The following is a 15,542-nucleotide window of genomic DNA, read 5'->3' on the forward strand; positions in this document are numbered from 1 at the left end:
CCAGGCCCCCGGAGCCGGAACCGGGGGTTGCCGGTCCCGTGGCGCGAGGGCGCGGGGGCTGCGGGTCAGAGGTGCTTCGCGGCGTAGATCCGGAGGGCGTCGCGGACGAACGCGGCCCCGGCTTCCCCGCCGTAGTTCGCGGCAAACCGCGGATCGGCAACGTACATCTCGCCGAGGCCGGTGACGTAGCCCTTCAGGTCGCCCTCACGGCCGGTGGCGGAGGCGGGCGTGCCGGGTATGCCGGTGAGCCATTCGACCTGCCGCCGGGCCAGATCCTGCGCCTCGGCGCTGTCCGCGGCGGCACCGGACTCCGCCGCCGCGATCCAGTCGCTGCCCAGCTGCCGGGAGCGCTGCTTCCAGGCGTCCTTTTCGGCCGGGCCCATCCCCCGCCACCAGGAATCGCCCTGCGCGTACGCGTCCTTGCCCCAGCGCTCCTCGACCTCGTCCTTGTACTGCGTGTGGTCGAAGCCGTCGAACATCTTCTCCGCCATGATCTGTTCTCCTTCTCTCAGTGCTTCAATCGTCTGCCGGACCGAGTCGACCTGCCGTGCCAGCCGGTCCTGTTCCTGCCGGAGCCAGTCCAGGTGCCGGCCCAGGGCCCTGACGGCGTCGGGCTCGTGGCCGAGGACCTCGGCGATGGCCGGGAGGCCCAGCCCCAGGTCCCGCAGGAGCAGGATGCGCTGCAGCCGCACGAGCGAGGCCTGGTCGTAGAACCGGTAGCCGTTGTCGCCGGTCCGGCTGGGTTTGAGCAGCCCGACGTCGTCGTAGTGGCGCAGTGTCCGGCTCGTGGTCCCGGCGATCCTGGCGATCTGCTGCACGGACCATTCCATGTGGCTGCCCCCTTTCGTTCCGGAACCCGCCCCAGCCGGGCCGGTAACCCGATGCTAAAGCTTGACGCTACGTCAAGGTCAAGGCCCTGGCCTGGGCCCGGGATGCCCGCGGGCTGGCGTACCATTGGCGGTATGCACACGCAGCAGCGATTTATCAGCCCTCGGCCGCTTCCCGGCCGCACGGGCTTCTTGTCGCGCGCATAACTGCAGCCGCCGGGGTCCGTCCGGTGCAGCGGCCGAGGGTGAAGTTCCCCTCCCGCACTCCAGACCAAGGACCCCCTCATGAAGACGTATTTGACCCCGGCTGACCTGCAATCAGCCCTCTCGCTCCGCGATTTGTCCGATCCAGCCCAGGGTCCGCACGCGATGTCCCTGCTGCTGGCGGACGTCACCGCGGCGCTGGAAAACCTCTGGGGCATCGGAGTTGAGACGCACCGGCTCAGCCCCCTCGTCGCCACCGCCGACAACTACGACCGCCTGGGCTACTCCCCCGACGACGTCACGCGCGATTCACGCTACTCCCGCCATGTCAGCCCCACGGTGATGCTGCGGAGCCACACCTCGGCCGGCGTTCCGGCCCTGCTGGACTCGCTGCGCCAGGAAATGGGCCACTACGACCGGCTGCATGCGCTGCCCGGCCTGGTGTACCGGCGGGACTCGATCGACCGCACCCACGTGGGCGCCCCGCACCAGATGGATCTGTGGCGGCTCAAAGCGCGCGGCCTGCTGGGTCCGGCCGAGCTGGACCGGATGATGGCGGCCGTCGTGGAGGCCGTGCTGCCGGCCGCCCTGCACCCGGAGGTCCAGTGGCGCGCGACCCCGGCGAACCACCCCTACACGGACACCGGCAGGCAGCTCGACGTGCTCGTCGGCCAGCCGGACGGCAGCCGGGAGTGGCTCGAACTGGCCGAATGCGGCCTCGTCGCCGCGCAGGTTCTCCGCGGCTCCGGACTGGATCCCCGCCGCTGGGCCGGTCTCGCCCTGGGACTGGGGCTGGACCGTGCCCTGATGCTGCGCAAGGGGATCCGGGACATCCGGCTCCTGCGCGCGGAGAATCCCGAGATCCAGGCCCAGCTGCTGGACCTGCACCCCTACCGGCCGGTGTCGGTCATGCCGGAGGTCCGGCGCGATCTGTCCCTGGTGCTCGGCTCCGCGGCGGACGCCGACGTCGAACTGCTGGGTGACCGTGCACGGACGGCCCTCGGGGCGGAATCCGAGATGCTGGCCGCGCTGGAGATCCGGGCCGTCACCCCGGCGTCGGGGCTTCCGCCGGCGGCCGTCGAACGGCTCCGGCTCGCCCCGGGCCAGGTGAACGTGCTGCTGCGGCTGGTGCTGCAGCCGCTGGACCGGACGCTGACGGACGGGGAGGCCAACCTCCTGCGCGACCGCGTGTACCTTGCCCTGCACCGGGGCCAGGTACTCGAGCTGATCGCCGGGTAGGGCCGCGGGGCCACTGTGGGCCGGCAGCCGGGAAATCAGCTGCCGGCCGCAACGGCGGTAAGTTGGAGGCATGCTCTTCCTTTCCCCCGGCCCCCGGCGTGCCCGGACCGTCCGGCGCGCCACCCGGCCCTTCCGTCACCCGGCCCGGCCCGTCGGACGTGCCGTGCGCGGCCTCACGGCGGGCGCCGCCGTCGTCCTGGCCGCAGCAGCGTGCTCCCCGGTCGTTTCCATTGAGTCGGCCGATGTGCCGGCGTGGAAGGCGACGGCGCTTCCCTCCGTCGCGGGGGTCGTGGTCGAGGATGCCGGAAAGATCCTCAACCGGGATCCGATCGTCAAGACCGCACCCGGGATCGCAGCGGGCAGCTATGTCCTGACCATCACCTGCGAGGGCGGCGGCAAAGCCTTCTTCGACGTCTCCCTGGACGGCACCAGGCTGACCGAGGTCGGCGCGGCCTGCAACGGCAGCCGCGAGAGGGCGCGAATCAAAGTCCCCGCCGCGGGCGCCCTCCAGATCAGCGCCTCCAGCGTGGATGCCCCGCTCATTTACGCCTACCACCTGGCGCCTGCGGCCTAGCAGCCTGTATCCGACACGGCAGAGCGCCGGGACTTGTGTTCGATGCCCCCGCCGCTAGGCTCGGTGCATGTCTGCTACTGGGGGTATGCAGCGGCCGGTCCGGGCCGCACTCTTGCTGGCGGTGGCCGCCGCTGCCGCGGGACTGACCGGATGTGAAGTCGCCGACGACGTCGGACTCTCACCGGGCGCGGCCGGGCCGTCCGCCCGCTCGGACCCTGCCAGGGCACCGCTGCCCACCCGGGACCCGGAACTCGTTGCCGCCGAGGTCCGCAACCTGTCGGAGCTCGAGGCAATGCTCGGCATACCGGAGGCACTGGTGTTCGGCGGATCGGGCGGGCTCGGCGGCACCAGCAGCGGAGGACACGCTACGTCGGGCACTATCACCCGGGCCGGCCAGTACAAGGTCACCGCGGCGTGCGTCGGGGCACCGGATGCGCACCTTTCCGTCATCCAGGGCGCGCGCCAGGGCGGCACACTCCTGGAGCGCAACCTCGACTGCGGCAGCGTGGCGGAAGCGCTGGTGGACCTGGTCCCCGGGACTGTGTCGGCTCACCTCATCCGGTACGGCGCCGGTGCCGGGCCCGGCACCGGCGCCGTCGCAGGCGTCCGGATCAGCTTCGACAGCCCGGGGCAGTAGGCACCGGCGCGACGCTTCCGTCGTGCGCCGGTGGACTCTGGCGCCCGGGCAGGGGCGGGGTTAAAGTCGGGATATGCCCACTGTTCCGGTGTCGAGCGTGGCCCGGAATCGCACGGCCACCGCCGTGGGACTCTCCTGGATGCTGGCCATGGCGATGGCACTGGCCGGGTGCGCGTACGAATACGACGACGGTTTTGCCAGCGGGACGGAGTCCCCATCCGCCCCGGCGTTCACCGATGCGGCGCTGCCGCGGGACCCGTCGACGCGGTGGCCCGTCTCCGGGGCAGAGCTGGATGCGTGGCTGGCGCAGGTACTCCCCGCCACTGAAGGCCAGGTGTTCCATATCGGATACGGCACCCTTGAGGCAGACGAGGTACGGGAGGAGTCCACGGCCCCGCTGCCCAGTGGGAGCTACTCGGTGACCCTTGCCTGCCGCAGCCCGCGGCGGGTCTCCTTCACCGTCGCTCACGAGAACAAGGAGCTGGTGGACCTGGAACTGCGTTGCAGAACCTCACGCGTGAACGTGGTGTATCTTCCCGCGGGCTCCGTGCTCACCATCAAGGTCGAAGCCAACGCCGGAGCCAACTTCGCCTTCCGGGTCAGCCGCATCTGAGGCCCCAGGTCGGCAGACCCAGCCGGCAGGGCCTCAGTCCGCGGGGGCTGCAGGGCCGCAGGGCGTTAGGCCGCGCACCCGTCCGGGCAGCGCAACGTCTCCGGGCTGGCGGCACAGTCCGAGCAGTAGAGCGTGAGCGTACGGCAGGACGAGTTGGAGCAGTTCTCGAATTTGCTCGTCGGCGCCGCGCAGCGGACGCATGCGCCGATCGTCTTCGCGTCCTCGCTGAATTCAAGGTGCATGCGCTTGTCGAACACGTAGAGGGAGCCCTCCCAGAGGCCCTGGTCCTTGAAGGTTTCGCCGTAGCGGACGATCCCGCCGTCGAGCTGGTAGACCTCCTTGAAGCCGCGGTTCACCATCAGGCTGGACAGCACCTCGCAGCGGATGCCGCCGGTGCAGTATGTGACGACCGGTTTGTCCTTGAGCGCGTCGTACTTGCCGGAGTCGAGTTCCTTGATGAAGTCGTGGGTGGTGGCCACGTCCGGGACGACCGCGTCCTTGAATTTGCCGATCTGGGCCTCGAAGCCGTTGCGGCCGTCGAAGAACACGACTTCCTCGCCGGCCTCCTTCCGCGCCGCCACGAGCTCGTGCAGTTCCTCGGGCAAAAGGTGCGTGCCGCCGCCGACGACGCCGCCGGCATCGACCCTGAGCTCTCCGGGGGCGCCGAAGGACACGATCTCGTCGCGGACTTTGACGCTCAGCCGGGGGAAGTCCGCGGCGCCGCCGTCGGACCACTTCACGTCGATACCGTGGAAGCCCTTGTATTCGCGGGTGGTCTTCACGTACTGCTTGACCGCGTTCAGCTCACCGCCGACGGTCGCATTGATGCCGTCCTTGGAGATGATGATGCGGCCGGTGAGGCCGAGTTTCTCGCAGAGCGCACGCTGCCAGAGCCGGACGGCGTCCGGGTCCGGGAGGGGGGTAAAGCCGTAAAAGAGCACAATTCTGTTCAAAGCCACGTTTTAAGGGTACCGGGTGGACTGAAAGCCCCGGGCAGCGGGCCGGGGCGCAGGGAAGCCCGTTTTGTGCGGACCCGGGCAGCGGTCCAGGCGCCCGCCCCGCCGGCACCGGGGCCGCGGTCCGGTCACAATTACGTAAGCAAGACCTGTTCCCGGACCCGGCCCCTGTTGCTTGCGGCGGGGCTGGAATACGCTCATCACATGAGTCTTGAGGCCATGGTTGAAGACACCACTCATCTCCTGGAAATCTGGGTCACCGGCTGGGCCGGCTGCCGGGGATATGAGACACGCAGGGAGGGCCGCTTCCCGGCGGCTTTCAGGGCGGACACCACCCACGAGTGGGAATACTTCGCCCATGATCCCTCCGATGCGGAGTTCGCGGCGCTGGCCGCTGCCACCGTGGAGGTCCCCGCCCGGATCCTCACGGTCCTGACGAATGACGTGGCGCGGTACCACTTCCTGGCCCAGCAGCAAGGGCTCAACGTCACGTCCGCCTCGCAGACGATGATGATCGTGGACATGGAGACCCAGGACGCCGAGGATCCCTGGCTTCCGGATGATGATCTCCGGTGGGTTCCGTCCCGGATCGACGGGGTCCACCATGCCGTGGTCTATGCCGGGGAAGAGGTGGCGGCCAGCGGCCGCATGTTCGTGGTGGGCCACACCGCAATCTTCGACAAGATCGTCACCGAGCCCGGGTATCAGCGCCGGGGCCTGGGCAGCTTCGTCATGCGCGCCCTCGCCGCCCAGGCGTTCGAGCACGACGTCGAAACCGGGCTGCTGCTCGCCTCACTCGACGGGCAGAAGCTCTATTCGCACCTCGGCTGGACCACGGTCAGCCACGTGCTGATGCTCTCCGCCTCGGACGAGGGCTCGGACCTGTCCGTGGGCTGAGGCTCTGGGCCGGCGGGTCACGCGCCCCGGACGATTTGAGGCCGGGTGAAAGAATGTACGAGTGAACCCACATGAGTCCCTGATTCCGTTGCTGGGCCGCGGCCCGGACCCGGAACAGCTCCGTCATGTGCGCACCATTCCCGCCCGCCGGGCCGTGCACGCGCCCTGGCCCGCGTGGACCCATCCCGATCTGGTGGACGCTTATGGTTCGCTGGGCATCCACGAGCCCTACCGCCACCAGATCCAGGCCGCCGACCTCGCCCACGCCGGCGAGCACGTGGTGATCGCCACCGGCACCGCCTCCGGCAAGTCGCTGGCCTACCAGCTGCCGGCGCTGGACGCGATCCACCGCTCCGAACTGCGGGTCCTCGCCGATCCCGGCAAAATCCACGACGACGGCGCCGTCACCCTGTATCTCTCTCCCACCAAAGCCCTGGCAGCCGACCAGCTCGCCGCGATCCGGGCGCTGAAGCTCCCCACCGTCCGGGCCGAAACCTACGACGGCGACACCGACCCCGCGTCCCGCCGCTGGATCCGGGACCACGCGAACTTCATCCTGGCCAACCCCGACATGCTGCACTTCGGGATCCTCCCCAACCACGCCTGGTGGGCGCGGTTCTTCCGCCGGCTGCGCTACGTCGTCGTGGACGAGGCCCACAGCTACCGCGGCGTCTTCGGATCCCACGTGGCCAACCTGATGCGCCGGCTGCGCCGCATCTGCGCCTACTACAGCCCCGACGGGTCCGGGCCGGTCTTCATCGCCGCCTCCGCCACGGCGTCCGAGCCCGGCACCTCCTTCGGCCGGCTCATCGGCGCTCCGGTCCGGGCCGTGTCCGAGGACTCCTCGCCCCACGGCTCCACGACCGTGGCGTTCTGGGAGCCTGCCCTGACCGAGCTCCGCGGCGAGAACGGCGCCAAAGAGCGGCGCACGGCCGTCGCGGAAACCGCGGACCTGCTGGCCAATCTGGTCTCCTCGCGGGTGCGGACCATTGCGTTCATCAAGTCCCGGCGCGGGGCCGAAACCATTGCCTCCATCACCAAACGCCTCCTCGACGAGGTCGATCCCAGCCTGCCGCAGCGGGTCGCGGCCTACCGCTCGGGCTACCTGCCGGAGGAGCGCCGGGCCCTGGAGAAGTCGCTGCGCTCCGGCGAGCTGCTGGGCGTCTCCAGCACCTCGGCCCTGGAGCTGGGGATCGACATCTCCGGCCTCGACGCCGTGCTCGTCGCCGGCTGGCCGGGAACCCGGGCGTCGTTGTTCCAGCAGATCGGCCGGGCCGGCCGGGCCGGGCAGGATGCCATTGCCGCCTTCGTCGCCAGCGATGACCCGCTGGACACGTACCTGGTGAACCATCCCGAGGCGATCTTCGACGTCTCGGTGGAGGCCACCGTTTTTGATCCGTCCAATCCCTATGTGCTCGGCCCCCACCTGTGCGCCGCCGCCGCAGAACTGCCGCTGGGTTCTGCGGAGCTGGACCTGTTCGGTGCCACGTCCGAGAAGTTGCTGGACCAGCTGGTGGCCCAGGGCTACCTGCGCCGGCGTCCCGCGGGATGGTTCTGGACCCACCCGCAAAGCGCCGCGGCCATGGTGAACCTGAGGGCCGACGGCGGCGGCCCGGTGAGCATCGTGGACGCCGACACGGGATCCCTGCTCGGGACCATGGATTCCCCGCAGACGCATTACCAGGCCCACACGGGAGCGATCTACGTCCACCAGGGCGAGAGCTACGTGGTGGAGGACCTGAACGAGGACGATCACTGCGTGATGGTGCGCCGGGCGAACCCGGACTATTACACCACCGCCCGGGACGTGACCCAGATCGAGGTGCTCGAAACGCAGCGCACCACCCAGTGGGGCGACGTGGCCGTGCACTTCGGGGACGTGAAAGTCACAACGCAGGTGGTCTCCTTCCAGCGCAAGGCGCTGATTTCCAATGAGATCCTCGGCGAGGAACCGCTGCAGCTGGGCGCCCGGGACCTGTTCACCAAGGCGGTGTGGTTTGTCATGGACAACCGCTCGCTGACCGGGGCGGGGCTGATCGAGGCGCAGTTCCCGGGCGCCCTGCACGCCGCGGAGCACGCGGCCATCGGGCTTCTGCCGCTGGTGGCCTCCAGCGACCGCTGGGACATCGGCGGGGTGTCCACCGCCATTCACGCCGACACCGGGGTGCCGACCATCTTTGTGTACGACGGCCACCCCGGCGGGGCAGGCTTCGCCGAACGCGGCTACGACAAGGCCCGGGTCTGGCTTGCCGCCACCCGCGACGCGATCAAGGCCTGCGAATGCGAGTCCGGCTGCCCGTCCTGCGTGCAGTCGCCCAAGTGCGGCAACAAGAACAATCCCCTCGACAAGGACGCCGCCGTGACCCTCATCGACGTGCTGCTCCAGGACGCGACAGACCAGATGCGCACCGGGCAGCCGGACTCCGCCGCGGCACCGCTGCAGGCGTAGCCGCGGCTGCGTCCACGGCCATGGCCACCCGCTCACGGCGGCGGCCCGGCCCTGGCCACACCGGTGGCCGCACCCACGGGCGTGCGGATAACGAGTTCAGTCCGGACCTGGACCGTGAACCCGGCGCCCATCACGCAGCTCAGCACCCGTGAGCCGTTCCGGTGTGCCACCTCCACGGCGACGGCGCACGGCTCCCCCGGAGCGATTCCGCGGGCGGCATCCGCGGCGGCGAGGGCCGCCAAGTCCGCGGCGGCCGCCGCCCGGGACGCCATCGCGGCCGCCTGGGCCAGCAGTGCGAGCAGAACCGCGGCGAGCACGACCAGCAGCCCCAGTCCCAGCGCCAGCACGGTGCCGGCGCCCCGTTCCCCGGATTCCCCGGTCTGGTGTGTGCTGCGGCGGTGAGGCCGGCTCATGCGGCCAGACCCTGCAGCTGGTGGCGCCAGGCCGGGGGGACGCGGGCCGCGGCCGAAGGCCCGGAGGTTTCGCCCCGGGTCCAGGCGCGGGCCGTGAGGGTCCAGGGAAGGAGCGAGCCAACGGCGCCCGGAACCTTGCCGGACACTGTGACGCTGAGCCATCCGCCGTCGGACGCTACCGCCGACGCCGCTGAGGCACCCGCGAGCCGGCGGACGATCACGTCCACGGCGGCGGCATCCTCGCCCCGGGCCAGGGCACGGGCACCGGCCCTAGCCGCTTCCTCCAGCCGCAGCTGGGTGACTCCTGCCGCTGAGCCGGCCAGCAGCAGCGCGAGCAGGATCAGGACGGCCGGCAACGCCACCGCGAATTCTGCAGTTACGACGCCGCGGCACGTGTCGCAGCCCGCGTCCTGCCGCCACCGGGGGCGCCGTGCGGCTGACGGTGACGGCGCTGCCCCGTTCACTCTCCCGGCCGCCCATCGGCAGCTCATGGCAAGGCGAGCGCCGTACGGATGAGGTTCAACAGGAATCCCCGGACTTCGTCGCTGCGCATGATGAACACGAGGATGCCGGCAAACCCCACGGCGGCGAGCGTGGCAATGGCATATTCGGCCGTCGCCATTCCTGCCTCCGAGCCAAACAGTCTCCTCGGCCATCGGGGCCTTCTCGACGTTCGCACTCTGAGGGCGCCGGCGGCGCTGGCTCCCGGATAGATTTCACGGATCTCAGCCTCCTCCGGCTCTGGATGGCTTTTCAGCGCCTCGCGGGTTCCGGCGGTCGCAGCGGGATGGCGTGACATGGTTTTTCCTTTCCTTGGGTTCCGGCGGGACCGCCGGCTGTTCCTAGACTCTTCCGGCTGGGACCTTGCCGTAAGACGTCCCTCCAGCCAAGTGGAAAACCGACGCCCCACGCGGGCTGTGGAGGAAGGGCGCCGCCGCCATCGACTTGCCCGGCACCGGGCTCAGCCCGGTAGCAGCGCCAGCAGCACCGGCAAGATGCCCAGGCAGATGAACGCCGGCAGCGAACACAAGCCGAGCGGCACCACGAGCCTCACGCCCAGGGCTGCGGCCTGTTTCTCCGCGGTCCGGAACCGCTCGCGCCGCAGGCGGGCGGCCTGGGCGTAAAGGATTGCCGACGAGGGGGCGCCGGTGAGCGCGGCAAACCCCAGCGCATCGCGCACGGCAAGGAGTTCCGGCGTCCGGACGTCGGAGCTGCCCCAGGCGGTGTCCCAATCGGCGCCAACGGCCAGTGCCGCGACGACCGGCCGCAGCGGGCCCCGGATTTCGGGCGCCGCCAGCTCTGCGACGAGCGCCAGGGCACGGCCGAGCCCGGCCCCCGCCTCGAGCATCGCGCCGATCAGTTCCAGCAGCATTGCCGTATCGCCCAGACCGTGTCCGCCGGCTTCCCCGGCCCGCTCACGGGTGCGTGCTGAACCGTTTCCGGCGTCCGGGGCGGTCAGCGTCTGGCGCCGGAGTCTCCGCCTGGCCATGCCGCGGTCCGAAAACGCGGTCACGGCCGCGGCTGCCAGCACCGCCAGCACCGCAAGACCCGCGGCGTCCGCTGTCATGGCCGGGACCCCTCAGCCGTCCGGACGAGCCGTGACGACCAGATCCGGCCTGCCGCGGTGAGGGCGAGGCCCGCCGCGAGCGCCGCCCCGCCCGCCGGGGTTCCCAGCAGGACCGCGACAGGGTCCACGCCCAGCAGCACGCCGAGGCCCACACCCAGGAACGGAAGCCACGTCAGCAGCCGGACGGTCGCGCGGGGCCCGGCCAACGCCGTCTGCCGGGCGGCCTCGGCGTCGTCCTCGGCCTCAAGCTGGGCGGCGAAGCGCGTCAGTACCTCCGCCAGCGGGCAGCCGCTGGCCTCGGCAACGTCAATGCACGCGGCGAGCTGGAACCAGACGCGGCGCGCCCGGACGCGCTCGCCGGCACCGCTTCCCCAGGCCTTCCCGGACTCCGTTCCGCCGGTCATGGCCGCGGCGGACCGGATCGCCGCTCCGACCGGTGACCCGCGCACTGCGGCGGCGCGGGCCGCCGCAAGTATCCGCCCGGATCCCGGGGCGAGCACCAGGCTCCGGCCGGCACCTCCTGTCCCGGCCCCGGCCGCGGGCGCGGACACGCATGCGGACACGGACACGGTTACGGCGGGGTCGCCACCATGCAGGAGCCACAGTTCATCCCACAACCGCGCGGGAGCACGGCCGCCCCTGAGCAAAGCCGCCATCTGCTGCACCAGCAGGGTCATCGAAACCGCCGGGGCGCCCCGTCTGCGCCACCCCGCCACCCCGCCCACACGCGCAGGAGAGCCTGCCGGACTGCCCCGTGCCCCGGCGAGCGCCGCGCGAAGCCGGTGACGGGGGGCTCCCGCTGGGGAGAGCGCCAGGATCATGGCGAGCGCCAGCACTCCGGCAAGCAGGGCGGTCATGCCGGCTTCACCAGGGACGGGTCGACGCCAAGGCGGAGCGCCAGCCGCGGCCACGCCGGCCCGCCGCGGACAGCACCGGCGCCAATATCCAGCGCGGAGCCGACCACCAGGCCCGCCGGGGTGCCTTCGAGCACGCCGATGCAGGCCACGGTCCGCCCCTTGTTGTTCCTCCGCTCCACATGGACCACGGCGTCGAGGGCACTGGCGGCCTGCAGCCGGACGGCGTCCTGCCCCATCCCGGCCAGCGCACCCAGCGCGGTCAGCCGTGCCGGCACATCCGCCGCGGTGTTGGCATGGATGGTCCCGCCGCCCCCGCTGTGTCCGGTGTTCATGGCAGCCAGCAGTTCACGCACCTCGGCACCCCTGCACTCCCCCACGACCAGCCGGTCCGGCCGCATCCGCAGGGACTGCCGCACGAGCTCGCCCAAATCCACCGCGCCGCCGCCTTCGAGGTTGCCGTGCCGCGCCTCCAGCGAGACGACGTGCGGGTGGACCGGGTTCAGTTCCGCGGCGTCCTCTATCAGGACCAGCCGCTCGCGCGACGGACACAAGCCGAGGAGCGTGGCGAGCAGTGTTGTTTTCCCCGACCCGGTGGCGCCGCTGATCAAGAAACTCAGGCGCCGTTCCACCATCCGCTCCAGCACGGTCTGCACCACGGCCCCGAACATTCCGTTCCGCCGCAGCTCGTCCATCGAGAACACCCGTTCGCGCCGGATCCTGATGCTCAGGAGCGTCCCCGCTGTGGAGATCGGCGGAAGGACGGCATGGACCCGAAACCCTCCGTCGAGCCTGACATCAACGCAGGGGGACCCGTCGTCCAGGCGCCGCCCGCCGGCCGACACGAGCCGGGCTGCCAGCGCCCGGACCTGCGGTTCACCGGAGAACGCCACCGGCGCCCTTTCGAGTCCGCCGCCGCGGTCCAGCCAGACGGAGCCCGGTCCGTTGACGAAGATGTCCGTCACGGCCGGGTCCCGGACCAGGACCTGCAGGGGCCCGAGGCCGTTCAGTTCCGCGCTGATCCCCTCAACCGCGGCCAGGGCTCCGGCGGTCCCCAGCAGGCGTCCGCTCGCCTGCACGGCAGCCGCCACCCGGGAAGGGGTCACCGGCCCGGCGTCGGACATCACGGATTCGCGGACGGACTCCAGCAGCCGCGCGTCCACGGAGGCCCGGCCCGGCGGCCGGTAGCGCGGGCCGCCCGTGCCGGCACCGGAGTCCGGGGGACCCGGCGCCGAGTGGGCGCTCATCCGGTGGCTCCGGCGCCGAAGTCAAGAACCGTGCCGGCGAACCGCCGGACATTGCGCTGCCGCCCGGTGTCCAGCAGGCGCCCGAGTTCCGTGGCGGCCGCCGCGCGCCTGACATCCGGCATGATCCCGGCCAGGGGCAGCCCGACGGACTCGGCAATCAGCTCTGCATCCAGCGAGGCCCCGGGTCTGCCGCGCACCACCAGCACCGTCTCCACCGCGGGGAGGTCCTGCAGGAGCCGGGCCGTGGCCACGGCCGCCCGCAGCAGCGCGGGCGCAACGACAATCATCCGGTCGCAGTCCCACGCGAAAGTCTGCAGCGCTTCCGGACCCCGGCCGATGTCCACTAGGACCAGCTCGAAGCCGCGCCGGGCGGCGTCAAGCACCCCGGCCACGACGGCCTGCCCCACGCCGCTGTGGCGCTCCTTGTTCCCGGGCCACGACAGGAAGGGGAATCCCCCGGCCAGGGGCAGCGAGTCGGCGAGCTGGCGGGGATCGATCGTGCCGCTGGCATCCGCCAGATCCGGCCAGCGGAGACCGGGCGTTTCCTCCGCTGCGAGCGCCAGCTCCAGGCCCCCACCCCACGGGTCACCGTCCACCAGCAGGACACGCAGACCCTCCCGGGCGGCCGCATGGGCCAGCCAGACAGCTGCCGTGCTGGCTCCGGCGCCGCCGCAACCGCCGACAATCCCCAGGACGAATCCGCCGGATTCGGGAGCACGGGAGCGGCTGAGGTATTCGGCGAGCCAGGACGCGGCCTCGGGCAGCACGGCGACACGTTCGGCGCCGATGGCGGCGGCCAGGTGCCAGAGGCTGTCGCCATCCCCGGTGAGGCCAACGAGCACAGCCGGTGAACGTCCCCGCGGCGGCAACTCGCGGATGTCGCTGCCGAGCAGCACCGCCGCGGCAGTGTCCCAGAACGGCGCCGCTTCCCTGATGTCCGCCACCGTGCGCAGCTGGCCGCCGGACGCCGCCACGACGCGTTCCACTTCGCCGCGCAGCACCTCAAGCCCCGTCACGAGCAACGTCTCCGCCGACCCGTCCGGCACCCACGGCGCAGCACCGGAAGCAGCACCCGCCGCCGTGCGGAACGCAGTGCCCGGCCCGGCCCCGGTGCCCGGCGGACGGCCTGCCCCGTCACCAGTTCCGGACCCGGGACCGGAGGTTGCCAGCTCGTGCCTGCTCATGCGCCCACTCTTCCCGACCCCGGAACCGGCCATAACCCGTGCCGGCCGCTATGTGGACAAGCCAGGCGACCAGTGCGGGTCACCCGGGGAGGTCCCCAGGGCAGGTGCACGGGGCACTCCGCACCGCAGGGCAGAATTGACCCTATGTACCTGCTGCTCGCCGCCCACGCCGACGGCGCAGCCCTGCAGGAACTCACCGCGGAGGGCGCCCCGCACCCGGCCACACCGGAACCGCGGACCGTGAGCGCCGCCGAGCTGGCCGGCGTCGTGCGTGACCTCGAACAGCGGAGGCCGCGCTGGATCTGGCACCGCACCCAGGACTGGTACCCCGCCCTGCTCGCCGCCGGGGTCGAGCTGGAACGCTGCTACGACCTCACGTTGTGCGGCGCGATCCTGGCCCACTCGGAGTTCACCGCCCACACCGCATATGCGCAGGACGCGGAGAAACTGGTCCAGGACGATGAGCTCCAGCCGCCGCCACGGGCGCTGCAGCCGCCTCCCCCGCCGGCTGACCAGGGTGCCCTGTTCGATGATCCCGGCCTGCGCAGAACACCCCGCCACAGCCCCGAGGACCTCCGCACCGAATACGCCGCCCAGCAGGCGGCGCTCGGTCAGGCGGGCGGGGCCGGCGTCGAACGCCAGAGCGACAACCGCAAGCAGCGCCTCCAGCTGTTGCTCGCCGCCGAGTCCGCCGGCGCCATGATCGCGGCGGAGATGCAGCACACCGGGGTGCCGTGGCGGGAGGAACTGCATGAGCGGATTCTGGCGGACTACCTGGGCCCCCGGCCTCCGGCGGGCCACCGTCCGGCCAAGCTGGAGGCTCTCACCGCCGAGCTGCGGCAGCTGCTGAATTCCCCCTCGCTGAACCCGGACTCCCCGCAGGAGCTGATGCGGGCCCTGCACCGGAACGGCATCGAAGTGAAGACCACCCGGCAGTGGGAACTGAAGGAATCCAGCCACCCGGCGATCGAGCCGCTGCTGGCCTTCAAGAAGCTCTCCCGCCTGCACGCCGCCAACGGCTGGGCCTGGCTGGATGCCTGGGTGAAGGACGGCCGGTTCCAGCCGGAGTACGTGGTCGGCGGCGTCGTTTCCGGGCGCTGGGCCTCCCGCGGCGGCGGGGCGCTGCAGATTCCGCGCCAGATCCGGGGCGCCGTCCACGCCGACCCCGGCCACAAGCTGATCGTCGCCGACGCCTCCCAGCTCGAGCCCCGGGTGCTCGTGGCGCTCGCGCAGGACTCCAAGATGGCCGAGGCCGCGCGGGACAAGGACCTGTACGCCGGCATCGCCGCGCAGGGCTTCGGCGGCGACCGCGCCAAGGCCAAGATAGCGCTGCTCGGCGCGATCTACGGGGCCACCACCGGCGAGTCAGGGCGCCTGATGCCGCAGCTGACCCGCACCTACCCGCGTGCCGTGGGCTTTGTGGAGCACGCGGCCCGCGAGGGCGAGGCCGGCAGGACGGTCACCTCCCGGCTGGGCCGCAGCAGCCCGCCGCCGTCCGGGCGCTGGCTGCAGAGCCAGCAGTCGACCAGCGCCGAGGAACAGCGCCGGGCGGATTCGATCGCCCGTTCGCGGGGCCGGTTCACTCGCAACTTTGTTGTCCAGGGATCCGCGGCGGACTGGGCGGCCTGCTGGCTCGCCGAACTGCGACGCCGGCTCCGCGCCATGCGCGCGGCCGGCGGCCCCGCCGGGGAACTGGTCTTCTTCCTGCACGACGAGGTCATGGTCCACTGCCCCGAGGCCGCGGTCGCCGACTGCATCCGGGCCATCGAGGAAGCCGCGAACGCCGCCAAGGAACTGCTGTTCGGCAGGATCCCGGTGGAATTCCCCGTCAGCGTCGCGGTCGTGGACTCCTACGACAACGCCAAATAATCAGCCGGGGTA

The 15,542-nt window shown here is 71.4% G+C and carries 16 protein-coding genes; 7 read left to right on the plus strand and 9 right to left on the minus strand.

Annotated features, from left to right (window positions below):
- Window positions 1-65 precede the first annotated feature (65 nt).
- Complete coding sequence (locus AC06G6_RS16785) at window positions 66-830, minus strand: MerR family transcriptional regulator (protein ID WP_479823918.1); 765 nt, start codon at window positions 828-830, stop codon at window positions 66-68.
- 282 nt (window positions 831-1,112) lie between these two features.
- Between AC06G6_RS16785 and srmL the strand changes: the two genes are divergently transcribed.
- The 4 genes from srmL to AC06G6_RS16805 all read left to right on the plus strand — a co-directional run bounded on the left by srmL (window position 1,113) and on the right by AC06G6_RS16805 (window position 4,094).
- Window positions 1,113-2,270, plus strand: a complete 1,158-nt coding sequence (srmL, locus tag AC06G6_RS16790) for a PheS-related mystery ligase SrmL (RefSeq protein ID WP_479823920.1) — start codon at window positions 1,113-1,115, stop codon at window positions 2,268-2,270.
- Window positions 2,271-2,340: 70 nt separating this feature from the next.
- A complete protein-coding gene (locus tag AC06G6_RS16795; RefSeq protein ID WP_479823922.1) occupies window positions 2,341-2,844 on the plus strand; it encodes a hypothetical protein in 504 nt (167 codons plus the stop codon).
- A 67-nt stretch (window positions 2,845-2,911) separates the two neighbouring features.
- Complete coding sequence (locus tag AC06G6_RS16800) at window positions 2,912-3,481, plus strand: hypothetical protein (RefSeq protein ID WP_479823924.1); 570 nt, start codon at window positions 2,912-2,914, stop codon at window positions 3,479-3,481.
- A 73-nt stretch (window positions 3,482-3,554) separates the two neighbouring features.
- Window positions 3,555-4,094 (plus strand): hypothetical protein, encoded by a 540-nt coding sequence (locus AC06G6_RS16805; RefSeq protein ID WP_479823926.1) that lies wholly within the window; start codon window positions 3,555-3,557, stop codon window positions 4,092-4,094.
- A 65-nt stretch (window positions 4,095-4,159) separates the two neighbouring features.
- Here the strand turns inward: AC06G6_RS16805 and trhO are convergent, their stop codons facing one another.
- Entirely contained in the window at window positions 4,160-5,053 is an 894-nt protein-coding gene (gene trhO / locus AC06G6_RS16810) for an oxygen-dependent tRNA uridine(34) hydroxylase TrhO (RefSeq protein WP_479823928.1), read from the minus strand.
- A gap of 201 nt (window positions 5,054-5,254) precedes the next feature.
- Between trhO and AC06G6_RS16815 the strand changes: the two genes are divergently transcribed.
- Together AC06G6_RS16815 and AC06G6_RS16820 are read left to right on the plus strand one after the other, a co-directional pair.
- Entirely contained in the window at window positions 5,255-5,947 is a 693-nt protein-coding gene (locus AC06G6_RS16815) for a GNAT family N-acetyltransferase (protein WP_479823930.1), read from the plus strand.
- Between the two features lie 61 nt (window positions 5,948-6,008).
- Window positions 6,009-8,396, plus strand: coding sequence for a DEAD/DEAH box helicase (locus AC06G6_RS16820; protein ID WP_479823932.1), 2,388 nt, complete (start codon window positions 6,009-6,011; stop codon window positions 8,394-8,396).
- 32 nt (window positions 8,397-8,428) lie between these two features.
- Here the strand turns inward: AC06G6_RS16820 and AC06G6_RS16825 are convergent, their stop codons facing one another.
- The 7 genes from AC06G6_RS16825 to ssd form a co-directional block, all read right to left on the minus strand.
- A complete protein-coding gene (locus AC06G6_RS16825) occupies window positions 8,429-8,809 on the minus strand; it encodes an Rv3654c family TadE-like protein (protein WP_479823934.1) in 381 nt (126 codons plus the stop codon).
- Window positions 8,806-9,171 carry a TadE family type IV pilus minor pilin gene (locus AC06G6_RS16830; protein ID WP_479823936.1) on the minus strand — a complete coding sequence of 122 codons (366 nt, stop codon included), beginning with the start codon at window positions 9,169-9,171 and terminating at the stop codon, window positions 8,806-8,808. Before AC06G6_RS16830 ends, AC06G6_RS16825 begins: the two co-directional genes overlap by 4 nt.
- A gap of 125 nt (window positions 9,172-9,296) precedes the next feature.
- Window positions 9,297-9,608, minus strand: coding sequence for a DUF4244 domain-containing protein (locus tag AC06G6_RS16835; protein ID WP_479823938.1), 312 nt, complete (start codon window positions 9,606-9,608; stop codon window positions 9,297-9,299).
- 162 nt (window positions 9,609-9,770) lie between these two features.
- The gene (locus AC06G6_RS16840; protein ID WP_479823940.1) at window positions 9,771-10,376 is read right to left on the minus strand and encodes a type II secretion system F family protein; all 606 of its coding nucleotides are present in this window, start codon (window positions 10,374-10,376) and stop codon (window positions 9,771-9,773) included.
- Window positions 10,373-11,233: a hypothetical protein gene (locus AC06G6_RS16845; protein ID WP_479823942.1), complete on the minus strand. Its 861-nt coding sequence runs from the start codon at window positions 11,231-11,233 to the stop codon at window positions 10,373-10,375. The genes AC06G6_RS16840 and AC06G6_RS16845 overlap by 4 nt, the downstream gene beginning before the upstream one ends.
- A complete protein-coding gene (locus tag AC06G6_RS16850) occupies window positions 11,230-12,477 on the minus strand; it encodes a TadA family conjugal transfer-associated ATPase (protein WP_479823944.1) in 1,248 nt (415 codons plus the stop codon). The genes AC06G6_RS16845 and AC06G6_RS16850 overlap by 4 nt, the downstream gene beginning before the upstream one ends.
- Complete coding sequence (gene ssd / locus AC06G6_RS16855; protein WP_479823946.1) at window positions 12,474-13,661, minus strand: septum site-determining protein Ssd; 1,188 nt, start codon at window positions 13,659-13,661, stop codon at window positions 12,474-12,476. The genes AC06G6_RS16850 and ssd overlap by 4 nt, the downstream gene beginning before the upstream one ends.
- A 144-nt stretch (window positions 13,662-13,805) precedes the next feature.
- Here ssd and AC06G6_RS16860 point away from each other — a divergent pair, with 144 nt between their 5' ends.
- Window positions 13,806-15,530, plus strand: a complete 1,725-nt coding sequence (locus AC06G6_RS16860; protein WP_479823948.1) for a bifunctional 3'-5' exonuclease/DNA polymerase — start codon at window positions 13,806-13,808, stop codon at window positions 15,528-15,530.
- Window positions 15,531-15,542: the final 12 nt, after the last annotated feature.

The sequence above is a fragment of the Arthrobacter sp. CJL-S3 genome (assembly GCF_056711635.1).